Genomic DNA, 23922 nt, shown 5'->3' with positions numbered 1-23922 from the left:
GCCGTGGGTGAGAACCGTGAGGAGCTCAGCGCACTGATCGATGCTCTCGTTCGTGACATCGCGGACTTCCCGATGCCCGGGGTGACCTTCAAGGACATCACCCCGCTGCTCGACGACCACGCCGCGTTCACGGCCGTGGTCGCGGCACTGGCTGACGCCGGGCGCGACGAGACCGGAGCCGTCGTGGTGGACAAGGTCGTGGGGATGGAGGCCCGTGGGTTCATTCTCGGCGCCCCCGTGGCCCTGCTCCTGGGGGTCGGCTTCGTCCCCGTCCGCAAGCCGGGCAAGCTGCCGTGGCGCACCGCGGCGGTGAGCTACGACCTCGAGTACGGCGCGGAGACCCTCGAGATGCACACCGACGCGGTGGCGGAGGGGGAGCGGATCCTGGTCATCGACGACGTGCTCGCCACCGGCGGCACGGCGCGCGCCACCGCCGAGTTGATCGAGGGGTTCGGGGCCGTCGTACACGGTCTGGCGGTCCTGCTGGAGCTGAGCTTCCTGCCCGGAAGGCAGGCCATCGGCGAGGTTCCCCTGACGGTGCTGCACAGGGTCTGAACGGCGAGCCTGCCGAGGTGCCTAGACTGGGAGTGTTGTCCGACCGGTTGAGGGAGGTGTCAGTTGGCTGAGGACCGCTTGGCGGCCGCCCCCGAGGCACCGGCCGGCACCGGCACCGGCACGTCCCCGCCCGCGCCCGCGGACCGCGGGTCGACCCTGACCGGACGCGGCGTACGCGCGAGGCTGGCCCGGATCGGCACCAGCAAGCAGGTCGGCAACCCGGTGCTGGAGCCGTTGTTCCGCACGGTGCGCGCCAACCACCCCAAGGCCGACCTGGCCCTGCTGGAGCGCGCCTACGACATCGCCGAGAAGCACCACCGCGGGCAGATGCGCAAGAGCGGTGATCCCTACATCACCCACCCGCTGGCCGTGACCACGATCCTGGCGGACATCGGCATGACCGAGCCGACCCTGGTGGCGGCCCTGCTCCACGACACGGTCGAGGACACGCCGTACACCCTCGACGAGCTGCGCCGGGACTTCGGCGATGAGGTCGCGGCCCTCGTCGACGGCGTGACCAAGCTCGACAAGGTGAAGTACGGCGACTCGGCGCAGGCCGAGACGATCCGCAAGATGATCGTGGCGATGAGCAAGGACATCCGGGTCCTGGTGATCAAGCTCGCCGACCGGCTGCACAACATGCGCACGCTGCGCTACGTCAAGCAGGAGACCCAGGAGCGCAAGTCGCGCGAGACCCTGGAGATCTACGCGCCGCTGGCACATCGGCTGGGCATGAACACGCTCAAGTGGGAGCTCGAGGACCTCGCGTTCGCCACGATGTATCCCAAGATCTACGACGAGATCGTCCGGCTCGTCGCCGAGCGCGCCCCCTCGCGCGACCAGTTCCTGGCCCAGGTGATCTCCCAGGTCGAGGCCGACCTGCGGAGCAGCAAGATCAGCGCCCGGGTGACCGGCCGGCCCAAGCACTACTACTCGATCTACCAGAAGATGATCCACGGCGGACGCGAGTTCTCCGACATCTACGACCTCGTCGGGATCCGCATCCTCGTGGACAACGACCAGGACTGCTACGGCGTGCTCGGTGTGCTGCACAACCGCTGGAACCCGCTCCCGGGCCGGTTCAAGGACTACGTCGCGATGCCGAAGTTCAACATGTACCAGTCGCTGCACACCACCGTGATCGGTCCCTCCGGCAAGCCCGTCGAGATGCAGATCCGCACGGTGGGGATGCACCGTCGTGCGGAGTACGGCGTCGCGGCCCACTGGAAGTACAAGGAGGACTCGCGCAACGGCGTCGACACCGACAAGAGTCTCAAGGACTCCGACATGCCGTGGCTGCGCCAGCTCCTCGACTGGCAGAACGAGGTCGACGACCCGGGTGAGTTCCTGGACTCGCTGCGCTTCGAGATCAACAGCGCCGAGGTCTTCGTCTTCACTCCGCGCGGCGACGTGATCGGGCTCCCGATCGGGTCGACGCCGGTCGACTTCGCCTACGCCATCCACACCGAGGTCGGGCACCACACCATCGGGGCGCGGGTCAACGGCCGGCTCGTCCCGCTGGAGTCCGAGCTCGAGCACGGCGACGTGGTCGAGGTGTTCACCTCCAAGTCGCCCACGGCCGGACCCACCCGCGACTGGCTGACGTTCGTGAAGTCGCCGAGGGCGCGCAACAAGATCCGCCAGTGGTTCACCAAGGAGCGGCGCGAGGAGGCCATCGAGCAGGGCAAGGAGCAGATCGGCCGGCTGCTGCGCAAGGAGGGTCTCCCGCTCAAGCGGGTGATGACCCACGAGTCCCTGACCCAGGTCGCGAACGAGCTGAACATCGCCGACGTGACGGCGCTCTACGCCGCCGTCGGCGAGGGCAACCTGGGTGCCCAGACCGTCGTACGCAAGGTGGTCGAGGTCTCCGGTGGCACCGACGGGGCCGCCGAGGACCTCGCCGAGGCCGTGACGATCACCCGGCCGCGCCGCCGTGGCGCTGCCGCGCACGACTCCGGGGTCGTGGTGAAGGGGGCCACCGACGTACTGGTGAAGCTGGCCCGCTGCTGCACCCCGGTGCCCGGCGACGAGATCCTCGGCTTCGTCACCCGCGGCGACGGCATCTCGGTGCACCGCCGCGACTGCACCAACGCCGCGCAGCTGCTCAGCCAGCCCGAGCGGCTCGCCGAGGTGGAGTGGGCCCCCAGCTCACAGTCGACGTTCCTGGTCCAGATCATGGTCGACGCCCTCGACCGGGCCCGGCTGCTCTCGGACATCACGATGGTGCTCTCCGACCAGCACGTGAACATCCTCTCCGCGACCCTGACCACCAACCGCGACCGCGTCGCCAAGAGCAGGTTCACCTTCGAGATGGGCGACCCCAAGCACCTCGGCGCCATCTTGAAGTCCGTCCGCCAGGTCGACGGCGTCTTCGACGCCTACCGCGTCACCCAGTAGCTCTCGCCGGAGCGCGGTGAGCGGGCACAAACGTCTCGCCGGAGCGCGGTGAGCGGGCACTTGTGTCCGGGGCGCGTGTACAGAACTGCCCGGTCGGCGTCGTACGGGAGAGGTTTCTGCCCGGTCGGCGTCGTACGGCGGAACGTTTTGCCCGGTCGGCGGACTAGGAGAAGTCTGCGGCGGCCTTCTGAGCCATCTCGAGGAACTGCTGGCGCGAGGCGAGGTTCTCCTCCAGCTCCCTGGTCTTCTTCTCGTTGCCGGCGGCGCGGGCCTTGTCCAGGTCGGCCTCGATGGCGGCGATGGCGCGCTCGAGCTGGCTGAGCATGTCGCCCGCACGAGCCGACTTCTCGGGGTCGGTGCGCTTCCACTTGTCGTCCTCGATCGAGCGGATCGCCTGCTCGACCTTCCGGATCCGGGCCTCGAGGGGCTTGATGTCGTCGCGCGGCACCTTCCCGGCGGCGTCCCAGCGCTCGCTGATGTCGCGGAAGGCGCGCTTGGCGGCCTCGAGGTCGGTCACGGGGACCAGGGCCTCGGCTTCCACGAGCAGGGCGCGCTTCTTCTCCGCGTTGGCCGCGAACTCGCGGTCCTCCTCGGCGTTGGCGGCCTCGCGGGCACTGAAGAAGGCGTCCTGGGCGGTGCGGAACCGCTGCCAGAGCTTCTCCTCGACGTCGCGCGGGGCTGAGCCGGCCGCCTTCCAGTCCTGCATCAGCTCGCGGTAGCGGGTGGAGGTGGGCCCCCACTCGGTGGAGCCGCTGATCGCCTCCGCTTCCTTGAGGAGCCGCTCCTTGACGACCCGGGCGCCCTCGCGCTGCTCGCCGAGCTCGGCGAAGTGCGCCTTGCGGCGCCGGGTGTACGCCGTGCGCGCGCCGGAGAAGCGGTGCCACAGCTCGTCGTCGCTCTTCTTGTCCAGGCGGGGGAGCGTCTTCCACTCCTCCAGCAGGTCGCGCAGCCGGTTGACCCCGTTGCGCCAGTCCTTGCCCTGGGAGATCTTCTCGGCCTCGCCGACGATCTGCTCCTTTCGGGCGCGCGACTCCTCAAGCCGGCGAGCGCGCTCCTCCTTGCGCTTGTTGCGCTGGAGCCCGACCAGCGGGCCGAGGGCGTCGAGCCGGGCGGTGAGCCCGACGATGTCGCCGACCGCATTGGCCTCGGCGATCTGGGCCGCCACCCGCTTGATCGACTCGGTCGCCTCGTCGGGGCTCAGCGACTCGGCGCGCACGCGCTGCTCGAGCAGCGCGACCTCGAACTCGAGCGCGTCGAAACGCCGGGTGAAGAACGCGAGCGCCTCCTCGGGCGTGCCCTCCGGGTACTGGCCGACGACGCGCTCGCCCTCGGCGGTGCGCAGGTAGACGGTCCCGTCCTCCTCGACGCGCCCCCACTCACTGGCCGGCGGACCCGACGGAGCCGGGGGAGCGGCAGCGGCAGGCGGGGCGGGTCGCGGGACCGGCGGTGCCGCGGGACGCGGCGGCGGACCGGGCTTGCCGGGACGAGCCGGGGGGCCCTGGTCGGGGGAGTTGCCCTGCGCGGTCACGTCGCTACACCTGCTCCTGCGTTGTCCGTACCTGCTGTCGGCCCGGCTCTTCGGCCTGGTCACATCGTACGCATGCCGAGGTGGGGTTCCCGGGACAGTAGGCTGGCTGAGTCCAATCTGGTCCCCAACCCCGAAGCAGGAGGCGTCAAGGTGCTGATCGCAGGCTTCCCAGCCGGACCGTGGGGCACCAACTGCTACGTCGCGGCAACCGGTCCCGGCACCGAGTGCGTGGTGATCGACCCGGGCAAGGACGCAGCCGAAGGAGTCCAGCAGGTGGTGCGCGAGCACAACCTGAAGCCGGTCGCCGTCCTGGTCACGCACGGGCACGTCGACCACATGTGGTGCGTGGCCCCGGTCGCGGGCACCTACGACGCCACCGCCTGGATCCACCCCAGGGACCGGCACCTGCTCGCCAACCCGATGGCCGGCATGTCCGCTGAGACCACCGCGATGATGCTCGGCGGCAAGTACGAGTTCGCCGAGCCCGATCGAGTCGAGGAGCTCAGCGACGCCCAGACGCTCGAGCTGGCCGGCCTGAGCTTCGTCGTGGACCACACCCCCGGGCACACCGAGGGCTCGGTGACCTTCCGCTCGCCGTACCCCGACGCGGACGTCTCCGAGGTGATGTTCTCCGGTGACCTGCTCTTCGCAGGCTCCATCGGCCGGACCGACCTCCCCGGCGGCGACCACCCGACGATGCTTCGCAGCCTGCGCGAGAAGGTGCTCACCCTGCCCGACGACATCGTCGTGCTCCCCGGACACGGCGAGCAGACCAGCATCGCCCGCGAGCGCGCCACCAACCCGTTCCTGCTCGAGCTCCAGGACGAGGGACGCGGTTCCTCCGCCCCGATCACCCGAGGCCTCTGAGATGAGCCGTCCCACCCCGCTGAGCGGGTTCCCCGAGCTGCTGCCCGGGCAGAGGTACGTCGAGCAGCAGGTCCTCGCCCGCCTGGCCGCGACCTTCGAGCTGCACGGCTTCGCCAACATCGAGACCCGTGCCGTGGAGCCGCTGGACCAGCTGCTGCGCAAGGGGGAGACCTCCAAGGAGGTCTACGTGCTCAAGCGCATCCACGACCAGGAGGGCGACGCCGGGATGGGGTTGCACTTCGACCTCACGGTCCCGTTCGCCCGCTACGTCCTGGAGAACGCCGGCAAGCTGGACTTCCCGTTCCGCCGCTACCAGATCCAGAAGGTCTGGCGCGGGGAGCGCCCGCAGGAGGGCCGCTTCCGCGAGTTCACGCAGGCCGACGTCGACGTCATCGGACGTGACTCCCTCTCCTTCCACCACGACGTCGAGGTCGCCCGGGTGATGCTCGACGCGCTCGCCGGCCTCGACTTCTTGCCCGGGTTCCGCCTGCAGGTGAACAACCGCAAGCTGATCCAGGGTTTCTACGCAGGCCTGGGCGTCCCCGACCTCGATGCGGTGATGCGCACGGTCGACAAGCTCGACAAGATCTCCGAGGAGCGCGTGGGCGCGCTGCTGGTGGAGGAGGCAGGGCTCACGGCCGAGCAGGCGGAGAGCTGCCTGGCGCTGGCCCGGATCAGCACCACCGACACCTCGTTCGTGGAGCAGGTGCGCGCGCTCGGCGTACACCACGAGCTGCTGGACGAGGGGCTCACCGAGCTCGCCGCGGTGGTCGAGGGCTGCGCCACCCTGGTCACCGACCGGGTCCGGATCGTCGCCGACCTGAAGATCGCCCGGGGCCTGGACTACTACACCGGCACGGTGTTCGAGACGCGGCTCGACGGCTACGAGAGCCTCGGCTCGATCTGCTCCGGTGGCCGGTACGACGCACTCGCCAGCGACGGCCGGGCGACCTACCCCGGCGTCGGCATCTCGCTGGGGGTGAGTCGCGTGCTCGTGCCGCTGCTCGGCAGGGGAGTCGTGGCAGCCGACCGGACCGTGCCCAGCGCCGTGCTGGTCGCGGTGACCGACGAGGACAGCCGCGCCGCGAGTGACGTGCTCGCCGGGCAGCTGCGGGCCAACGGCGTGCCCTGCGAGGTGGCGCCCGCCGCGCAGAAGTTCGGCAAGCAGATCCGCCACGCGGAGCGCCGTGGCATCCCCTTCGTGCTCTTCCCCGGTGCGGCCGACCAGCCCGCCGAGATCAAGGACATCCGCAGCGGCGAGCAGACCGCTGTGGACCCCACCACGTGGATGCCGCCGGTCGAGGACCTGCGCCCGCGTGTCCGCAGCAACCAACAGGAGCAACAGTGATCCGTACCCACACGGCCGGCGAACTCCGCGCGAGCCACGTCGACACCGAAGTCATCCTCGCCGGATGGGTGGCCCGACGTCGCGACCACGGGGGAGTGGCCTTCATCGACCTGCGCGACGCCAGCGGGGTGGTGCAGGTCGTCATCCGGGACGAGGCCGTCGCGCACCACCTGCGCAGCGAGTACTGCCTGAAGATCACCGGCACCGTCGGTCTCCGGCCCGAGGGCAACCAGAACCCCAACCTGCCCACCGGCGAGATCGAGGTAATCGCCACCGACGTCGAGGTGCTCAGCAGCTCGGCCCCGCTGCCGTTCCCGATCGACGACACGTCGACCGGTGGCGCGGTGGGCGAGGAGGCCCGCCTCAAGTACCGCTACCTCGACCTGCGACGCAGCGGACCCAGCCACGCGCTGCGGCTGCGCAGCAAGGTCAACAAGGCGGCCCGCGACGTGCTGGACGAGGAGGGCTTCGTCGAGGTGGAGACCCCGACGCTGACCCGGTCCACCCCCGAGGGCGCCCGCGACTTCCTGGTCCCCGCCCGCCTGCAGCCCGGTAGCTGGTACGCCCTGCCGCAGAGCCCGCAGCTGTTCAAGCAGCTGCTGATGGTGGCGGGGATGGAGCGCTACTACCAGATCGCCCGCTGCTACCGCGACGAGGACTTCCGCGCCGACCGGCAGCCCGAGTTCACCCAGCTCGACGTCGAGATGAGCTTCGTGGACCAGGACGACGTGATCGCCCTGACCGAGCGCATCCTCACCGCCGTCTGGTCCCTGATCGGGTACGACGTACCGACCCCACTGCCGCGCCTGACCTACGCCGAGGCGATGTCCCGCTTCGGCTCCGACAAGCCGGACCTGCGCCTGGACCTCGAGCTCGTGGAGTGCACCGAGTTCTTCAAGGACACCCCGTTCCGGGTCTTCCAGTCCGAGTACGTCGGTGCCGTGGTGATGGCCGGTGGCGCCAGCCAGCCGCGGAAGAAGCTGGACGCCTGGCAGGAGTGGGCCAAGCAGCGTGGCGCCAAGGGGCTGGCCTACCTCCTGGTCAAGGAGGACGGCGAGCTAGCTGGGCCCGTCGCGAAGAACATCAGCGAGGAGGAGCGGGCGGGCATCGCCGCGCACGTGGGGGCGCAGCCCGGTGACTGCATCTTCTTCGCCGCCGGCGCCACCAAGCCCAGTCGCGCCCTGCTCGGGGCGGCCCGCCTGGAGATCGGTCGCCGCGGCGGCCTGATCGACGAGGACGCCTGGAGCTTCGTGTGGGTCGTCGACGCGCCGCTGTTCGAGCCGGCCGCGGACGCGACCGCCGCGGGCGACGTCGCCGTCGGCACCGGTGCATGGACCGCCGTGCACCACGCGTTCACCAGCCCCAAGGACGTGGAGAACTTCGACAAGGACCCCGGCAACGCGCTCGCCTGGGCCTACGACATCGTCTGCAACGGCAACGAGATCGGCGGCGGCTCGATCCGGATCCACCGCAGCGACGTGCAGAAGCGCGTCTTCGCCCTGATGGGGCTCGACGAGGAGGCCGCCCAAGAGAAGTTCGGGTTCCTCCTCGACGCGTTCGCGTACGGCGCCCCGCCCCACGGCGGCATCGCCTTCGGGTGGGACCGGATCTGCGCCCTGCTCACCGGGTCGGACTCGATCCGGGAGGTGATCGCCTTCCCGAAGAGCGGAGGCGGCTACGACGCCCTGACCGCGGCCCCGGCTCCGATCACCCCGGAGCAGCGCAAGGAAGCCGGTGTGGACGCACGTCCCGAAAAGCCCGTGTGAGCAACGTTACTTCGGGATAATAGTCGCACTCCGGTAACAATTCCCATTTCGGGTCGTCAACGGTCAAGTTCGGTCACGAGCTGTGCCTAATGTTGGTTGGGTCAGTCGTCTTCGACTGACCCAACCGCGGCCCCATCGAGACACGGTGGGACGACACGAAGAGGAGCACACGTGATTAACAAGCGGATCTTCGCTGCGGGGGCGGTGGTCGCTGCGCTGAGCCTCGTGGGCACAGCCTGCTCCGCGCCCTCGGCCGACGAGGACAGCGGGGACAAGAAGACGTCCCTCAGCCTCGGCTGGAACCAGCCGTTCTACTCGTACAACACCGAGACCTCGAACGGTAACTCCACTGCGAATGCCGTCATCAAGTACCTGATGACCGACCAGTTCTGGTACTACGACCAGAACTCGGAGCTCCAGACCAACGAGTCCTTCGGTACCTACGAGAAGGTCAGCGAGGACCCGCTGACGGTCAAGTACACCGTCAACGAGGACAGCAAGTGGTCTGACGGCACCCCGGTCGACGCGGCTGACCTGCTCCTGGTCTGGGCGAGCGGCAGTGGCAACGTGAACACCATCGACTCCGACCAGGTCAAGCGCGACGAGGCGACCGGCCTGCCCCAGAACACCAAGGGCAAGGTCTACTTCGACGGCGCCGTCCCCGGCCTCGCACTGGTCAAGGACACCCCGGTCATCGGTGACGACGGCAAGTCGCTCACGCTGACCTACACCAAGCCCTTCGCCGACTGGCAGCTCGACGTCGAGGTCCACACCCCGGCGCACGTGACCGCTGGCAAGGCCCTCGGCATCGAGGACCCGCAGGAGGCCAAGGACGCCCTCGTGAAGGCCGTCCAGGACAAGGACGAGGCCGCGCTGCAGAAGATCTCGGCCTTCTGGAACACCGGCTTCGACTACACCAAGATGCCTGAGGACAAGGATCTCACTCTCTCCACCGGCGCCTACGTGCTGACGGAGTTCAAGGAGAACGAGTTCATGACCCTCGACAAGAACCCTGAGTACAAGGGGGACCACGAGGGCGCCATCGACACCCTGACGGTGCGTTGGAACGAGGACCCGATGGCTCAGGTCCAGGCGCTCGAGAACGGCGAGATCGACGTGATGTCGCCACAGGTGACCGCGGACGTGGTCAAGGCCGCCGAGAAGATCAAGAACGCAAAGATCGAGTCGAGCCTCGACGCCACCTACGAGCACATCGACCTCGTGATGAACAACAAGGGTCCCTTCGACCCGGCGAGCTACGGCGGCGACGCAGCCAAGGCCAAGCAGGTGCGCCAGGCGTTCCTGCACGCGGTGCCGCGCCAGGAGATCGTCGACAAGCTGATCAAGCCGATCACGTCCGATGCGAACGTCCGCGACTCCTTCCTCTACACCGAGGGCACCCCCGGGTACGACGAGGTCGTGGCCGCGAACGGTTCCTCGGAGTACGCCGAGGTCGACCCCGCCAAGTCGCAGCAGCTGCTCAAGCAGGCCGGCGTCACCACGCCTGTCAAGGTGCGCGTGATGTACGCCAAGGGCAACGTCCGGCGTGAGAACCAGTTCGAGATCATGAAGCCCGCGCTCGCGAAGGCCGGTTTCGAGCTGATCGACAACGGCAGCGAGAAGTGGGGCGAGAAGCTCGGCGACGGCACCTACGACGCCGTGATCTTCGGCTGGCAGTCCACCACCACCGGTGTGACCGAGAGCGGTCCGCCCACCTTCGGAACCGGTGGGATCAACAACCTCAACGGCTACTCGAACAAGAAGGTCGACGCGCTGCTCGACGAGGTCAGCGTGACCATCGACCCCGCGGAGCAGCTGCGGATCCAGACCGAGGTGGAGAAGCTCCTCTTCGAGGACGCCGTCGGTCTGACCATCTTCCAGCACCCGGGGGCGACGATCTCCAACGAGGAGCGGGTCACGGGTCTCGAGCCCGGGCCGCTGTCGCCGACCATGTTCCAGGGCTTCTGGAACTGGAAGGTCCCCAACAGCTGACCGCTGTTCGACGCATGTTTGACTAGTAAGAGTCTGGTGGCGGGTGCGGCCGGTTCCCCGGCCGCACCCGGCACCACGTCCGCCAGTGCTGCGCCTCCCGAGTCCGGCTGCGCGCGCCCCCACACAGGTTGGGTCCCCCGATGGTTTCGTTCTTCGTCAAGCGACTTTCCATGTCGCTCCTGGTCGTGCTGATCTCCACGGTGATCATGTACGTCCTGGTGGACATCTCGATCGACCCCTTCGAGGACCTCCGTACCAGTACCGCCCCCAACAAGGCGGCCCAGATCCAGAACCGGATCGCCGAGCTCAACCTCAACGACCCCGTGCTCGTGCGCTACCTCGACTGGCTGCGCGGCGCGAGCGGGTGCCTGTACGGCAACTGTGACCTGGGCACCAACTGGATGACCAACCAGCAGGTCACCTCGCTGCTCAGCGGAGCAGTGGGAACCACGATCCAGCTCGTCGGCGCGGCGACCATCGTCGCCATCATCCTCGGTGTGCTGGTCGGCGTGATCAGCGCGCTTCGCCAGTACAGCGGCTTCGACTACACGATCACCTTCCTGTCCTTCCTGCTCTACTCGCTGCCGGTGTTCTGGGTCGCGGTGCTGGCGAAGGTCTTCCTGGCGATCGACTTCAACGACTTCCTGCGGGATCCGGTGATCTCCACCGCCGCGATCGCGGTGTGCGCGGTCGTCTTCGGCATCGTGGTGAGCTCTGCGGTGGCCGGTGACGCCAAGACGCGGTTGCGCAACTTCGCCGTCGCGGCTCTCGCCACGGCCGTCCTGCTCGTCTACCTCGACCTGACGGACTGGTTCGTCGACCCCGCGCTGGGCATCGTGCTCATCGCCCTCGGCTCGTTCGGCTCGGCGCTTGCGGTGACCGCGCTGAGCACCGGCCTGCGCAACCGCAAGGCGCTGTACTCCTCGTTGACGGTCGCCGCAGTCGGCACCGCGCTGTGGCTGCCGCTGCTGTTCTTCTGGGCCTGGGCCAAGGACGCGGGCGTCCTGGGCTGGCCCCTGGTCCTCGCGCTGTTCCTGAGCGCTCTGGTGATCAGCGCAGGCATCGGCCTCGCCTGGGGTGGCCCCGACCGGGCGCGGTCCGCGCGCACCGCGGTGCTCACGGCGGTGCCGGTCTCGGGCCTGATCTTCGTCGACCGGGTGCTGCAGAGCTGGGGCTCCTACAACGACAACCCCGCGATCAAGGGCCGACCGATCGCCACGCTGGGCAGCTCCACGCCGAACCTGCAGGGCGACTTCTGGATCCACACCATCGACTCCGCGGCCCACCTCGTGCTCCCGACCGCGACGCTGATCCTGATCTCGTTCGCGTCCTACACGCGCTACTCCCGGGCCTCGATGCTCGAGGTGATGAACCAGGACTACATCCGCACGGCCCGGTCAAAGGGCCTCACGGAGCGAACGGTCATCATGCGGCACGCGTTCCGCAACGCGCTGCTCCCGCTGGCCTCGATCGTCCCCATCGACATCATCACGCTGCTCGGCGGCGCCGTGATCACCGAGACCGTCTTCGGGTGGTTCGGGATGGGACGCCTGTTCGTGGAGTCCCTCGACGCGAACCAGCAGGACCCGGTGATGGCCTACATCGTCGTGGTGGGCATCCTCGCGGTGATCGCCAGCCTGGTGGCAGACCTCATCTACGCGGTGCTCGACCCGCGCATCCGGGTGGCCGCATGAGCCACCGACCAGAACTGCTCGTGAGAGGACGCAGTGCGCTGATGGAGCTCACCTTCCTGTGGGGGTCCCGATGAGCACGCCCCTGGAACCGACGGGGCGCACGGACACCGTGGCTGACGACACGACCGCGAGTCCGATCGAGCTCAAGGACGTCGCCGGCCTCTCGCAGGGCCAGATCGTGCGGCGCCGCTTCTTCCGGCACCGAGGTGCGATCGCCGGGCTGGTCACCCTCCTGGTGATCGTGCTGCTGGCCTACTCCTCCATCGGCACCCTGGGGATCCCGGGCTGGTGGAAGTTCGACCACGTGAACACCGGTGCGGTGCAGAACGGCGGTGCGCCGACGTTGAGCCTGCCGAGGTGGCTCGGCGGCAGCGGGTTCGCGATCGGCGATCACCCGTTCGGGCAGGACGAGATCGGTCGCGACATCTTCGCCCGCACCATGAAGGGAACCCAGACCTCGATCAACGTGATGCTCGTGATCAGCCTGCTGGCAGCGTTCATCGGGATGACCATCGGCGCGGTCTCCGGCTACTTCCGCGGCTGGGTCGACCAGCTCCTGATGCGGTTCACCGACTTGTTCATCACGTTCCCGGTGATCGTCATCGGCGCCGTCCTGGGCAACTTCGTCGGGTCGGCAGGTGCCTTCTGGCTCGCCGTGGCGCTGGGCGGGATCACTTGGACGACCCTGGCCCGACTGGTCCGGGGCGAGTTCCTCTCGCTGCGCGAACGCGAGTTCGTCGACGCGGCCAAGGTCGCCGGCGCCAGCAGCTTCCGGATCATCCGCAAGCACATGATCCCCAACGCCATGGGGGTGATCATCGTGAACACCACCCTGCTGGCCTCCACAGCGGTCCTGCTCGAGACCTCGCTGAGCTACCTCGGGTTCGGGGTCCGGGCGCCGGACGTCTCGCTGGGCACCATGATCGCGCAGTACCAGTCCGCGTTCTCCACCCGGCCGTGGCTGTTCTGGTGGCCCGGTGTGTTCATCATCCTGATCGCCCTCTCGGTGAACTTCATCGGCGACGGGCTCCGCGACGCCTTCGACCCCCGGCAGAAGCGGGTTCCGTCCGCGCGCAAGATGCAGCGCGCCGCTCTGCTGACCGGCGGGCTCGGGAAGCGGGACGGGGACGCAGGATGACCTGCCCCCAGCGCGTGCCGGACTCAGGCGAGCAGCGGCAGGGCAACCGTGGCGACGGCGAGCACGGCCAGCGCCGCCAGCAGGGGACGGTGCCAGCGGACGACAGCCTGCGGGCGCTCCAGCCGCGGGTCGTCCAGGTGTCCCTCGGCCCGCAGCTGGTCAAGGCGCTCCTGGACCAGTGCGGCCGCGGTGCTGGGAACGCCCCTGGCGCGGTCGCGCCCCGAGGGCGCCTGTGCCGCCCAGGCGGTCACCTGCCCAAGCGCCGTACGCAGGCGCAGGCCGTAGCGGCCCTCGACGGCCTGTACGGCGGGCCAGGGAACCTCCACCGTGCGCAGCGTGTTGGCGACCGTGATGCCACCGTCGGAGACCTCCACGTAGGGCTGCCAGAACGCTGCCCAGCCCACCACCCCGAACAGCACGACGGGGGCGCCGAGCCGCAGCGTCGCCTCGGCGCTGTCCAGCACCAGCGACACCAGGCCGGCGAGGGACACCAGCACCATCGTCACGCCCAGCAGCTGCGCCGATCGAGACCTGATCCGCACCGTCGGTTGCATGGACTCACCCTGACAGATGCCCCGACGCCGCCCACGCCAGCAAGGAGAGGCCGCTCGTGAGCACCCCGATCCCCGGTTCCCCCCAGTCCACGAACCCCGCCGAGGGCACCGGCCCGATCCTCGAGGTGGAGGACCTCTGCGTCTCGTTCTATGTCGACGGCGAGTGGTTCCCGGCCGCCGTGGACGTGACCTACCAGGTCAACGCCGGTGAGGTCCTGGCCATCGTCGGTGAGTCCGGCTCGGGCAAGACCCAGTCCGCGATGTCGCTGCTCGGCCTGCTGCCCGCCAACGGCCGGGCGACCGGCAGCGCGAAGCTCAGGGGCCAGGAGCTCGTCGGGCTGACCGGGGCGGGGATGCGCCGCATCCGCGGCAAGGAGATCGCCGTGATCTTCCAGGAGCCGATGACGGCGATGAACCCCGTCTACACGATCGGCTTCCAGATCGTCGAGACGATCCGCTCGCACTTCGACGTCTCGCCCAAGCAGGCCAGGGAACGCGCCATCGAGCTGCTGACCATGGTGGAGATCCCCGAGCCGGAGCGGCGTTTCGACGCCTTCCCGCACCAGCTCTCCGGCGGCCAGCGGCAGCGCGCGATGATCGCCCAGGCGCTGGCGTGCGAGCCCAAGCTGCTGATCGCCGACGAGCCGACCACGGCCCTCGACGTGACGGTCCAGGCCGAGATCCTCAAGCTGATGCGCGACCTGCGCGAGCGCGTCAATGCGGGCGTGGTGCTGATCACCCACGACATGGGTGTGGTGGCGGACATGGCCGACCGGATCATGGTGATGCGTCAGGGCCGGATCGTGGAGTCGGGCACCACCGAGGCCGTGTTCAACGATCCGCAGCACCCCTACACCCGCCAGCTGCTCACGGCCGTGCCGCACTTCGGCGCGGTCACCGACGCCGAGGCCGCGGCCAGGGCCGAGGAGGAGCGGGGTCGTGCCGAGCGAAGCACGCGGAGCCCGATCCTGGTCGCCGAGAACCTGGTCCTGGAGTACCCCAAGCGGGGCAGCCAGCCGGTGTTCCGGGCCGTGGACGACGTGAACCTCACGATCAGCTCCGGCGAGGTCGTCGGGCTCGTGGGGGAGTCCGGCTCCGGGAAGACCACGATCGGCCGCGCCGCGCTGGGCCTGCTGCCCGTCGCCGGCGGCAAGCTGGAGATCGGCGGCGTGGCGATGCAGGGTGCGTCGGCCAAGGCGCTGCGGCCGCTGCGGGAGAGGGTCGGGATCGTCTTCCAGGACCCCGGGTCGTCGCTGAACCCCCGGCTCCCGATCGGTGAGTCGATCGGGGAGCCCCTCTTCCTGCACCGCAAGCTCAAGGGCCGGGCGCTGGACGCCGAGGTCGAGAAGCTGCTCGACAAGGTGCAGCTCCAGCGCGGCTTCCGCAACCGCTACCCCCACGAGCTCTCCGGTGGTCAGCGGCAGCGTGTCGGCATCGCCCGGGCGCTCGCCCTCGACCCCGAGCTGCTGGTGGCGGACGAGCCGACCTCCGCGCTCGACGTCTCGGTGCAGGCCAAGGTGCTGCAGCTCTTCCAGGAGCTGCAGCAGGAGCAGGGCTTCGCCTGCCTGTTCATCAGCCACGACCTCGGCGTGGTGGAGATCCTCGCCTCCCGGATCGCGGTGATGTACCGCGGGAAGATCGTGGAGATCGGCGACCGCGACCAGATCGTGCGCCACCCGCAGCACGAGTACACACGCCGGCTGGTGTCGGCCGTGCCCGTCCCGGATCCCGCCGAGCAGCGCCGCCGCCGCGAGGCGCGGGACGCGATCATCGACGAGGCGGGAGTGTCCTGAGCCGGGTCACAGCCGGATAGGGTCGCACGGTGGATGGCCTCTTCGCGTACGACGGACCCGGATCGGGACCCTCGACGGCGGCTACCGGCTCGTCGGGGACCCTGGCCGGTAACACGCACACCTCGGCTCCTCTCGCCGTACGGATGCGCCCGCGCAACCTCGACGAGCTCGTCGGCCAGCAGCACCTGCTCGCTCCCGGCGCACCCCTGCGTCGCCTGGTCGAGGGGGACCAGCCGATGTCCCTGCTGCTCTGGGGACCGCCGGGGACCGGCAAGACCACGATCGCCTCGATCGTCTCCGGCCAGACCAACCGGCACTTCGTGGAGGTCTCTGCCGTCTCCGCGGGCGTGAAGGAGGTCCGCGCCGCCATCGACAGCGCCCGCAACCGGCTCGTCGCCACGGGGCAGGAGACGGTGCTCTTCGTCGACGAGGTGCACCGGTTCAGCAAGGCCCAGCAGGACGGTCTCCTCCCCGGGGTGGAGAACCGCTGGGTGACGCTCGTGGCCGCGACGACCGAGAACCCGTTCTTCTCCGTGATCTCCCCGCTGCTGTCGCGCTCGCTGCTGCTCACGCTGGAGCCGCTCACCGACGACGACGTGCGCGGGGTGATCCAGCGAGCGCTCACCGACCCGCGCGGGCTGGACGGGCAGGTCACGATCGAGGACGACGCCCTCGACCACCTGGTCCGGCTCGCGGGCGGGGACGCCCGGCGCTCCCTGACCTACCTCGAGGCGGCGGCCGGGGCTGCGGTCTCGACAGGCTCGACCAACAAGGACGGCTCGACCAACAAGGACGGCGCGACCACTGACGACGGGCCGGTCGTGATCGACCTGGCCACCACCGAGACCGCGGTCGACCGGGCCTCGGTGCGCTACGACCGGCAGGGTGACCAGCACTACGACGTCACGAGTGCCTTCATCAAGTCGATCCGCGGCTCGGACGCCGACGCCGCGCTGCACTACCTCGCCAGGATGGTGGAGGCCGGCGAGGACCCCCGGTTCATCGCACGGCGCCTGATCATCCTGGCCAGCGAGGACATCGGGCTGGCCGATCCCACCGCCCTGACCACGGCGGTGGCCGCCGCCCAGGCCGTCGCGCTGATCGGGATGCCCGAGGGCCGCCTCAACCTGGCGCAGGCCACGATCGCGCTGGCGCTGGCGCCCAAGTCCAACGCGGTGATCAAGGGCATCGATGCCGCCAGCGCGGACGTGCGCGCGGGCAAGATCGGCGCCGTGCCCGCGCACCTGCGCGACGCCCACTACGGCGGCTCGAAGAAGCTCGGCCACGGCAAGGGCTACAAGTACTCCCACGACGCCCCGTTCGGGATCGCCGAGCAGCAGTACGCCCCCGACGTGGTGCTGGACGAGACCTACTACCAGCCCACCAACCTCGGTGCGGAGAGCGCGTTCAAGGAGCGGTGGGAGCGGATCAGGCGCCTGATCCGCGGCAGGTAGGGTCGGGCACCATGGAACCGCCCGTCCTGATCGCCGGCGCCGTCGCGGTCGGCGCACTGCTGGTCGCTGCCCTCGTGGTGGCGCTGGTGCTGCGCGCCCGCAGGCGATCGCGTCAGGAGCTGGCGGCGGCACTCGCCGCGGCCCAGAGGGAGACCGAGGAGCTGCGCGCCAGGCTGGACGCGCTCACCGAGCAGCTGGAGCGGCAGTCCGCCTCGATGATCCGGGTCGACGACCCGGCGTACGTGATCACCGACGCGGGGACCACCCACCTCGAGCCCACCGTCGCCGACCGGGTGGTGCTCAGCACCACGGTGGGTGAGCCGCTCCTCAAGGCGGTCGCGTTCGGGCACGGCCTGCGCCGCGCGCTGTCCCCGGAGTCGCGCAACCGGATCCGGTTCGAGATGCGCCGAGAGGTGCGCGCCGCGCGCCGGCGACGACGCCAGGAGAACAAGGCCTCCATCCGGGAGTCCCGCGCCGCCCAGCGGGGCACCGAGAGCACCGGCGCGGCATGAGCACGCGATGAACAGGACGCCATGAACAGGGGAGTGTGGTTCGTCGCGGGCGCCGGAGCGGGCGTGTATGCGATGGTCAAGGCAAGGCGCGCGGCCGAGGCGCTGACGCCCGACGGCCTCCGCGACCGGCTCTCGAGTCTCGGGGTGGGGGCGCAGCTCTTCGCCGACGAGGTCCGGGCCGGCATGAACGAGAAGGAGTCCGACCTGCGCGACCGGCTCGGCTGGGCGCCCGACGGACCACGAGAACTGACCACACCGACGCAGGAGATCACCTAAGCCATGGACACCGCCGACATCCGCCGCCGCTTCGTCGCGCACTTCGAAGCAGCCGGCCACCAGGCTGTGCCCTCGGCGTCGCTGCTGGTGCCGGACCCCAACCTGCTGTTCGTGAACGCGGGCATGGTCCCGTTCAAGCCCTACTTCCTGGGTCAGGAGACGCCGCCCTACAAGCGCGCCGTCAGCGTCCAGAAGTGCGTGCGCACGCCCGACATCGAGGACGTCGGCAAGACGACCCGGCACGGCACGTTCTTCGAGATGTGCGGCAACTTCAGCTTCGGCGACTACTTCAAGCAGGGTGCGATCGAGCTCGCCTGGGACCTCGTCACCAAGCCTCTCGCCGACGGCGGCTGGGGCCTGGAGGAGAGCCGGCTGTACCCCAGCGTCTACCACGGTGACCCCGAGGCGGCCGAGCTGTGGCGCAAGGTCACCGGCCTCCCCGACGAGCGGGTGATCCGGCTGGGCGAGAGCGAGAACTACTGGTCCATGGGTGTCCCGGGCCCCGGCGGCCCGTGCTCGGAGATCCTCTACGACCGCGGCCCGGAGTACGGCGAGGAGGGCGACTTCGGCGCCGAGGACCGCTACCTGGAGATCTGGAACCTCGTCTTCATGCAGGACGAGCTCAGCGCCGTGCGCAGCAAGACCGACTTCGACATCTCCGGGCGGCTGCCCAAGCAGAACATCGACACCGGGATGGGCCTGGAGCGGATCGCGCTCCTGCTCCAGGACAAGCCCAACATGTACGAGATCGACGTGATGTTCCCGGTCATCGAGATGGCCGAGCAGCTCACCGGGCGCCGCTACGGCGCCGACCCCGGCGACGACGTCCGCTTCCGCGTCGTCGCCGACCACATCCGCAGCTCGATGATGCTCATCGGCGACGGCGTCCGGCCCGGCAACGAGTCCCGCGGCTACGTCCTGCGCCGGCTGCTGCGTCGCGCCGTACGGTCCATGCGGCTCCTCGGCTACGAGGACCGGGCGCTGCCGGAGCTGATGCCGGTCAGCCGCGACAAGATGTCGCAGGGCTATCCCGAGCTGATGCTGGACTGGGACCGGATCTCGGCCGTCGCGTACGCCGAGGAGGACGCGTTCCGGGTCACGCTGCAGACCGGGACCACGATCTTCGACTCCGCCGCCACCCGGGTGAGCGCGGCGGGCGGCACCAGCCTCCCCGGTGACCAGGCGTTCGCCCTCCATGACACCTACGGGTTCCCGATCGACCTCACCCTGGAGATGGCGGCCGAGAAGGGCCTCAGCGTCGACGAGGAGGGCTTCCGCCGGCTGATGAACGAGCAGCGCGAGCGGGCCAAGGCCGACGCGCGCGCCAAGAAGGGCCAGCACGCCGACACCGGCGTCTACCGGTCCATCCTCGACCAGTCCGGCCCCACGGAGTGGCTCGCCTACGAGACCCTCGACACCGAGTCCTCGCTGGTCGCGCTGCTCTCGGGTGGCAAGGCCGTGGACGCGCTCGGCGAGGGTGAGGTCGGTGAGCTGGTGCTCGACCGGACGCCGTTCTACGCCGAGTCCGGTGGCCAGGTCGCCGACGCCGGCACGATCGAGTGGGACGGCGGCGCGCTCGAGGTCCTCGACGTGCAGCGCCCGATCCGGGGACTGGTGGTCCACCAGGTCCGCGTGCTGGACGGTGAGCTGCGCCCCGGCGCGGCGGTCGCCGCCTCCGTGGACCCCGACTGGCGCACCGGCGCCGCGCAGGCGCACTCGGGCACCCACGTGGTGCACGCCGCGCTGCGCGAGGTGCTCGGCCCCACCGCGCTGCAGTCGGGCTCCTACAACCGGCCCGGCTACCTGCGGCTGGACTACGGCTGGACGCAGGCGCTGAGCCCCGACCAGGTGCAGGCGGTGGAGCGCGTCTCCAACGCTGCCCTGCGCCAGGACCTCGCGGTGCGGGCCGACTACATGACCCTGGCCGAGGCCCGGGAGTGGGGCGCGCTGGCACTGTTCGGGGAGACCTACGACGACCAGCAGGTCCGCGTCGTGGAGATCGGCGGACCGTGGTCGCGTGAGCTGTGCGGCGGCACGCACGTGCGGCACTCCTCCCAGGTGGGCACGATCGTGCTCACCTCGGAGTCCTCGGTCGGCTCGGGCAGCCGTCGCGTGGAGGCGCTGGTCGGCCTGGAGGGCTTCGAGTACCTCGCCCGCGAGCGCGACCTCGTCGGTCAGCTGACCGGCCTGCTCAAGGTCCAGCCCGACCAGCTCGCCGACCGCGTCGGGGACATGGTCGAGCGTCTGCGTGCGGCCGAGAAGGAGATCGAGCGCATCCGGGTGCAGCAGCTGCTGGCCGCCGCGGGCGAGCTCGCCGCGGGTGCCGAGGACATCGGGGGAGTGCTGTTCGTGGGTCACGAGGCGCCCGGAGCCGGTGGTGGCGACGTACGCACCCTGGCACTGGACGTGCGTGGCCGGATGCCCGCGGACCGGCCCGGGGTCAGCGCGATCCTCGGCGCGGCCAAGGGCAAGCCGTCGGTCGTGGTGGCGGTCAACGACGCCGCCCGCGCGGCCGGTATCTCCGCCAACACCCTCGTCCGTGCCGCCTCGGAGGTCCTGGGCGGCAAGGGAGGCGGCAAGGACGACGTCGCCCAGGGTGGCGGCACCGACCCGTCCCGCGCCACGGACGCGCTCGCGGCGATCCGTCGCGAGCTCGCGCGCTAGGGCGGGATGGAGACTTCCGCTCCCGCCGGCCTGCGCGGCGTACGCCTGGGGATCGATCCCGGGGACGCGCGCATCGGCGTCGCCAGCAGTGACCCGTCCGGCATCCTGGCCACGCCGGTCGAGACCGTTCCGCGGGCCGACGGGGACCTGGACCGCATCGCGGCGATCGTCGAGGAGCTGGAGGCGGTCCGCATCTATGTGGGCCTTCCCCGCTCGATGTCCGGGGGAGAGGGCCCCTCGGCCGGTAAAGTGCGGACGTTTGCACGTGCCCTGGCCGACCGGGTCACCCCGGTCCCGGTCAGGTTGTGCGACGAGCGCCTGAGCACCGTGACTGCCGAGGGGCAGCTGCGGGCCCAGGGGCGAAAGGGCAAGAAGCGCCGCGCCGTGGTCGACCAGGCTGCTGCCGTCGTCATCTTGCAGGGAGCCCTCGAGCGGGAACGGCAGACCGGCAAACTGGCCGGGGAGCTGTTGCCAGCCGGGGACACGAGCGACTAGGACAGATGCGTTGAGCCAGATCGACCAGACGCACGTCGACGACCAGGGCGAACCCTTCCTCGGTGGATCGGACGGTGGATTCGTGGACACGGACGAGAACGACGAGCGCGAACCGCGGGGGCCGCGGTTCCGCCGCGGCTGCCTGCCGGTGCTGCTCGCGCTGGTGGTGCTGCTCGCCATCGTGTGGTTCGGCGGACGCTGGGCGTACGGCGAGATCAGCGACCGGTTCGCTCCCGCTCCCGACTACTCCGGAGCCGGCACCGGCTCGGTCCTCTACGAGGTCAAGTCGGGCGCCTCGTCGACGCAGATCGGCCGCGAGCTCAAGGCCGCCGACGTGGTCAAGAGCGTCGACGCCTTCACCGAGGCGGCCAAGAAGAACGACCGCTCGCGCAACATCCAGGTGGGCTACTACCAGCTGAAGAAGAAGATGCCGGCGGACGCGGCCCTGTCGGTGCTGATCGACCCGAAGAACCTGATGCAGAGCATCGTCGTCGTGCCCGAGGGCGCGCGGGTGGACCAGATCGTCAAGACCATCGTCGACAAGACCGACATCCCTCGCAAGGCCGTCACCGCAGCCCTGGCCAACCCGGAGGCGCTCGGGCTGCCACCCGAGGCGAAGGGGAACCCGGAGGGCTACCTGTACCCCGCGACGTACACGGTGCCGCCCAAGCAGACGGCCCTCGGGCTGCTCAAGCAGATGGTGGCGAAGACCGTCGAGGTGGAGGCCTCGCTGGACATCGCGACCCGGGCGGCCAAGGTCGGTCTCGACCCCGAGCAGGTGCTCACGCTGGCCAGCATCCTGGAGTACGAGGCGAACCGGTCCGAGGACTACCCGAAGGTGGCCCGGGTGCTCTACAACCGGCTCGAGCAGGGGATGAAGCTCCAGTTGGACTCGACCGTCACCTACGTCAGCAAGCGCAAGGGCGACGTGTGGACCACGGCGGCCGAGCGCGCCAACAAGTCGCTCTACAACACCTACGTGCACACCGGTCTCCCGCCGGGGCCGATCGGGTCGCCCGGCAAGGAGACCATCGAGGCGGCGCTGGCACCGGCCGAGGGGGACTGGCTGTTCTTCGTGCCCGACTACGAGAACAAGACGACCGTGTTCTCCGCGACGCTCGCCGAGCACAACGTGGCCGTCAAGCGACTGCAGGAGTACTGCCGCACCACCGACAAGGAGTGCTAGCGGGTGCGTTGCGCTGTCCTCGGGACACCGATCGCCCACTCGCTCTCACCGGCGCTGCACCGGGCGGCGTACGCCCATCTGGGGCTCGACTGGACCTATGACGGCATCCTCGTCGACTCGGCCGGCCTGGAGGCGTTCCTGGACGGTCTCGACGAGACCTGGCGGGGGCTCTCGCTGACGATGCCGCTCAAGCGGACCGTGGTGCCGCTGGTGGACACCCTCGACGACTGGTCCCGGCTCTCCGGCGTCGCCAACACCGTGGTCCTGGACCACGGCCGACGACTGGGGCACAACACCGACATCCCCGGCGCCATCGCCGCGATCACCGAGCGCCTGCCGCAGGCGCCGGCGTCGGCGGTCGTGCTCGGCGGGGGAGCGACCGCGACCTCAGTGCTGCTCGCCCTGGCGGAGCTCGGGTGTACGACGGCCCACCTGCTCGTGCGCGACCCTGCCCGTGCCGAGGAGACCGTCACCGCCGTGGCCCGCCACCCCAGGGCCCCCGTGGTGTCCGTGAGCTCCATCGCCGAGGCGGAGGCGACCGGAACGTCCCTCGCCGGCGCCGAGATGGTCGTCTCCACGATCCCCACCTCGGCGCAGTCACCGGAGCTGCTCGCGGCGTGCGCGGAGGTGCCGTCGGTCTTCGAGGTCGTCTACGACCCGTGGCCGACGCCGATGGCGCGGGCCGCCCTGGACTCCGGTCGCCGGCTGGTCAGCGGGCTCGACCTGCTCGCGCACCAGGCGATCCTCCAGATGGAGCTGATGACCGGCGCCGTCGTACCAGTGGAGCTGGTCCGCGACGCCGGGCGTGCCGAGCTGGCCCGCAGGGCTGTGCACGACTTCGCCGAGGACCGGTAGCGGTCCTCTAACCTCACCGTGTGAACCTCACCGATCCCGCCCACCTGCAGGCCGCCCTGGCCTGCCTCGTCGTGAGCGGACTGCTCGGCTGGTTCGCGCCGCTGCTCGTCGCCCGGCTGCCCGAGCCGGAACCGGAGCCCGCTCCTGCGCCCGATCCTGGGCCCGCCTCCCCGACGGGTGAGGAGGGCGGTGAGGCCACCGAGGAAGAGCGCAAGCTGTTCGCGCACGAGCTGCCGGCTGCCCCGCCCAAGGAGCCCTACGCCGACATCGCGGCGCGGCCGCACCTGGCGTGGTGGCTGGCGGTGTCCTCCGGGGTGGTCGGCGGACTCTTCGGCCTGACGCTGGGCTGGACGGGGGCGTTGCTCTACCTGGTCCCGCTGGCCCCGATCGGCGTGGTGCTGCTGGTGATCGACTGGCGTACGACGCTGATCCCGAACCGGATCATCCACCCGACGTACGCACTGCTGGCCGTCCTGGTCCCCCTCGCGGCCCTGGTCGACCAGGACCTCGACTCGCTCTACCGGGCGGGCTGGGGCTGGCTCGTGATCGGCGGCTGGTTCTGGGTGTTCTGGTGGCTGCTGAACGCCTGGGGGTTCGGCGACGTCCGTCTCGCCCGGGTGCTGGGACCGGCACTGGGATATCTGGGCTGGTCGGAGCTGCTGATGGGGCTGGTGCTGATCGTGTTCGTGGGAGCCATCGGAGGGGTCGTGGTCGGACTCGTGCGCGGCAGCCTGCGAGCGCGGGTGCCCTACGGGCCGTCGATGCTGGTGGGGGCGCTGCTCGCGGTCCTGATCGGTCCGTGGCTCGCGCGGACCCTCGGCTACTAGGGGCTGATCACCGCAGCACGG

The 23922-nt window shown here is 70.0% G+C and carries 19 protein-coding genes; 17 read left to right on the top strand and 2 right to left on the bottom strand.

Annotated features, from left to right (window positions below):
- Positions 1 to 3: 3 nt before the first annotated feature.
- The gene (locus tag AC4BGB_RS02740; RefSeq protein ID WP_490544509.1) at positions 4 to 555 is read left to right on the top strand and encodes an adenine phosphoribosyltransferase; all 552 of its coding nucleotides are present in this window, start codon (positions 4 to 6) and stop codon (positions 553 to 555) included.
- Between the two features lie 63 nt (positions 556 to 618).
- Positions 619 to 2952 carry a RelA/SpoT family protein gene (locus AC4BGB_RS02735; RefSeq protein WP_490544507.1) on the top strand — a complete coding sequence of 778 codons (2334 nt, stop codon included), beginning with the start codon at positions 619 to 621 and terminating at the stop codon, positions 2950 to 2952.
- Positions 2953 to 3115: 163 nt separating this feature from the next.
- On the opposite strand, the gene AC4BGB_RS02730 is transcribed toward AC4BGB_RS02735, so the two are convergent.
- Complete coding sequence (locus AC4BGB_RS02730) at positions 3116 to 4480, bottom strand: DUF349 domain-containing protein (protein WP_490544505.1); 1365 nt, start codon at positions 4478 to 4480, stop codon at positions 3116 to 3118.
- 150 nt (positions 4481 to 4630) lie between these two features.
- On the opposite strand from AC4BGB_RS02730, the gene AC4BGB_RS02725 reads away from it, so the two are divergent.
- The 6 genes from AC4BGB_RS02725 (at position 4631) to AC4BGB_RS02700 (ending at position 13285) form a co-directional block, all read left to right on the top strand.
- Entirely contained in the window at positions 4631 to 5347 is a 717-nt protein-coding gene (locus AC4BGB_RS02725) for an MBL fold metallo-hydrolase (RefSeq protein ID WP_490544503.1), read from the top strand.
- Between the two features lies 1 nt (position 5348).
- The gene (gene hisS / locus AC4BGB_RS02720) at positions 5349 to 6695 is read left to right on the top strand and encodes a histidine--tRNA ligase (protein ID WP_490544501.1); all 1347 of its coding nucleotides are present in this window, start codon (positions 5349 to 5351) and stop codon (positions 6693 to 6695) included.
- Positions 6692 to 8461, top strand: a complete 1770-nt coding sequence (gene aspS / locus AC4BGB_RS02715; RefSeq protein WP_490544500.1) for an aspartate--tRNA ligase — start codon at positions 6692 to 6694, stop codon at positions 8459 to 8461. Before hisS ends, aspS begins: the two co-directional genes overlap by 4 nt.
- Before the next feature lie 171 nt (positions 8462 to 8632).
- Positions 8633 to 10453 (top strand): ABC transporter family substrate-binding protein, encoded by a 1821-nt coding sequence (locus AC4BGB_RS02710; RefSeq protein WP_490544499.1) that lies wholly within the window; start codon positions 8633 to 8635, stop codon positions 10451 to 10453.
- A gap of 140 nt (positions 10454 to 10593) precedes the next feature.
- Positions 10594 to 12147, top strand: a complete 1554-nt coding sequence (locus tag AC4BGB_RS02705; RefSeq protein ID WP_490544497.1) for an ABC transporter permease — start codon at positions 10594 to 10596, stop codon at positions 12145 to 12147.
- A gap of 70 nt (positions 12148 to 12217) precedes the next feature.
- Positions 12218 to 13285, top strand: a complete 1068-nt coding sequence (locus tag AC4BGB_RS02700) for an ABC transporter permease (protein WP_490544495.1) — start codon at positions 12218 to 12220, stop codon at positions 13283 to 13285.
- A 23-nt stretch (positions 13286 to 13308) separates the two neighbouring features.
- Here AC4BGB_RS02700 and AC4BGB_RS02695 read toward each other — a convergent pair whose 3' ends face one another.
- Positions 13309 to 13839, bottom strand: a complete 531-nt coding sequence (locus AC4BGB_RS02695) for a PH domain-containing protein (RefSeq protein ID WP_490544493.1) — start codon at positions 13837 to 13839, stop codon at positions 13309 to 13311.
- Between the two features lie 56 nt (positions 13840 to 13895).
- Here AC4BGB_RS02695 and AC4BGB_RS02690 point away from each other — a divergent pair, with 56 nt between their 5' ends.
- Genes AC4BGB_RS02690 through AC4BGB_RS02650 form a run of 9 tightly spaced genes read left to right on the top strand, consistent with a single transcriptional unit; the run spans position 13896 to position 23901 of the window.
- Positions 13896 to 15632, top strand: a complete 1737-nt coding sequence (locus tag AC4BGB_RS02690) for an ABC transporter ATP-binding protein (protein ID WP_490544491.1) — start codon at positions 13896 to 13898, stop codon at positions 15630 to 15632.
- A gap of 29 nt (positions 15633 to 15661) precedes the next feature.
- On the top strand, positions 15662 to 17086 hold the full coding sequence (locus AC4BGB_RS02685; RefSeq protein ID WP_490544489.1) for a replication-associated recombination protein A: 1425 nt from the start codon (positions 15662 to 15664) through the stop codon (positions 17084 to 17086).
- Between the two features lie 11 nt (positions 17087 to 17097).
- Positions 17098 to 17598, top strand: a complete 501-nt coding sequence (locus AC4BGB_RS02680) for a hypothetical protein (RefSeq protein ID WP_490544488.1) — start codon at positions 17098 to 17100, stop codon at positions 17596 to 17598.
- A gap of 21 nt (positions 17599 to 17619) precedes the next feature.
- Positions 17620 to 17874 carry a DUF6167 family protein gene (locus AC4BGB_RS02675; RefSeq protein ID WP_490544486.1) on the top strand — a complete coding sequence of 85 codons (255 nt, stop codon included), beginning with the start codon at positions 17620 to 17622 and terminating at the stop codon, positions 17872 to 17874.
- Between the two features lie 3 nt (positions 17875 to 17877).
- Complete coding sequence (gene alaS, locus AC4BGB_RS02670) at positions 17878 to 20538, top strand: alanine--tRNA ligase (protein ID WP_490544484.1); 2661 nt, start codon at positions 17878 to 17880, stop codon at positions 20536 to 20538.
- 6 nt (positions 20539 to 20544) lie between these two features.
- Positions 20545 to 21033: a Holliday junction resolvase RuvX gene (gene ruvX, locus AC4BGB_RS02665; protein WP_490544482.1), complete on the top strand. Its 489-nt coding sequence runs from the start codon at positions 20545 to 20547 to the stop codon at positions 21031 to 21033.
- Positions 21034 to 21043: 10 nt separating this feature from the next.
- Positions 21044 to 22219, top strand: coding sequence for an endolytic transglycosylase MltG (gene mltG / locus AC4BGB_RS02660; RefSeq protein WP_490544480.1), 1176 nt, complete (start codon positions 21044 to 21046; stop codon positions 22217 to 22219).
- 3 nt (positions 22220 to 22222) lie between these two features.
- A complete protein-coding gene (locus tag AC4BGB_RS02655; protein WP_490544479.1) occupies positions 22223 to 23074 on the top strand; it encodes a shikimate dehydrogenase in 852 nt (283 codons plus the stop codon).
- 20 nt (positions 23075 to 23094) lie between these two features.
- Positions 23095 to 23901 carry a prepilin peptidase gene (locus AC4BGB_RS02650; protein ID WP_490544477.1) on the top strand — a complete coding sequence of 269 codons (807 nt, stop codon included), beginning with the start codon at positions 23095 to 23097 and terminating at the stop codon, positions 23899 to 23901.
- Positions 23902 to 23922: the final 21 nt, after the last annotated feature.

The sequence above is a fragment of the Nocardioides sp. Z30_9 genome, assembly GCF_058215735.1.
The sequence above is the reverse complement of the archived record's forward strand: the minus strand, read 5'-3'. Positions and strand labels throughout refer to the sequence as shown.

What these genes read in the sequence shown, in the direction of transcription:
- alaS (WP_490544484.1), top strand. Translation starts at nt 17,878, where the DNA reads ATGGACACCGCCGACATCCGCCGCCGCTTCGTCGCGCACTTCGAAGCA.
- AC4BGB_RS02680 (WP_490544488.1), top strand. Translation starts at nt 17,098, where the DNA reads ATGGAACCGCCCGTCCTGATCGCCGGCGCCGTCGCGGTCGGCGCACTG.
- AC4BGB_RS02705 (WP_490544497.1), top strand. Translation starts at nt 10,594, where the DNA reads ATGGTTTCGTTCTTCGTCAAGCGACTTTCCATGTCGCTCCTGGTCGTG.
- ruvX (WP_490544482.1), top strand. Translation starts at nt 20,545, where the DNA reads ATGGAGACTTCCGCTCCCGCCGGCCTGCGCGGCGTACGCCTGGGGATC.
- hisS (WP_490544501.1), top strand. Translation starts at nt 5,349, where the DNA reads ATGAGCCGTCCCACCCCGCTGAGCGGGTTCCCCGAGCTGCTGCCCGGG.
- AC4BGB_RS02700 (WP_490544495.1), top strand. Translation starts at nt 12,218, where the DNA reads ATGAGCACGCCCCTGGAACCGACGGGGCGCACGGACACCGTGGCTGAC.
- AC4BGB_RS02695 (WP_490544493.1), bottom strand. Translation starts at nt 13,839, where the DNA reads ATGCAACCGACGGTGCGGATCAGGTCTCGATCGGCGCAGCTGCTGGGC.
- AC4BGB_RS02675 (WP_490544486.1), top strand. Translation starts at nt 17,620, where the DNA reads ATGAACAGGGGAGTGTGGTTCGTCGCGGGCGCCGGAGCGGGCGTGTAT.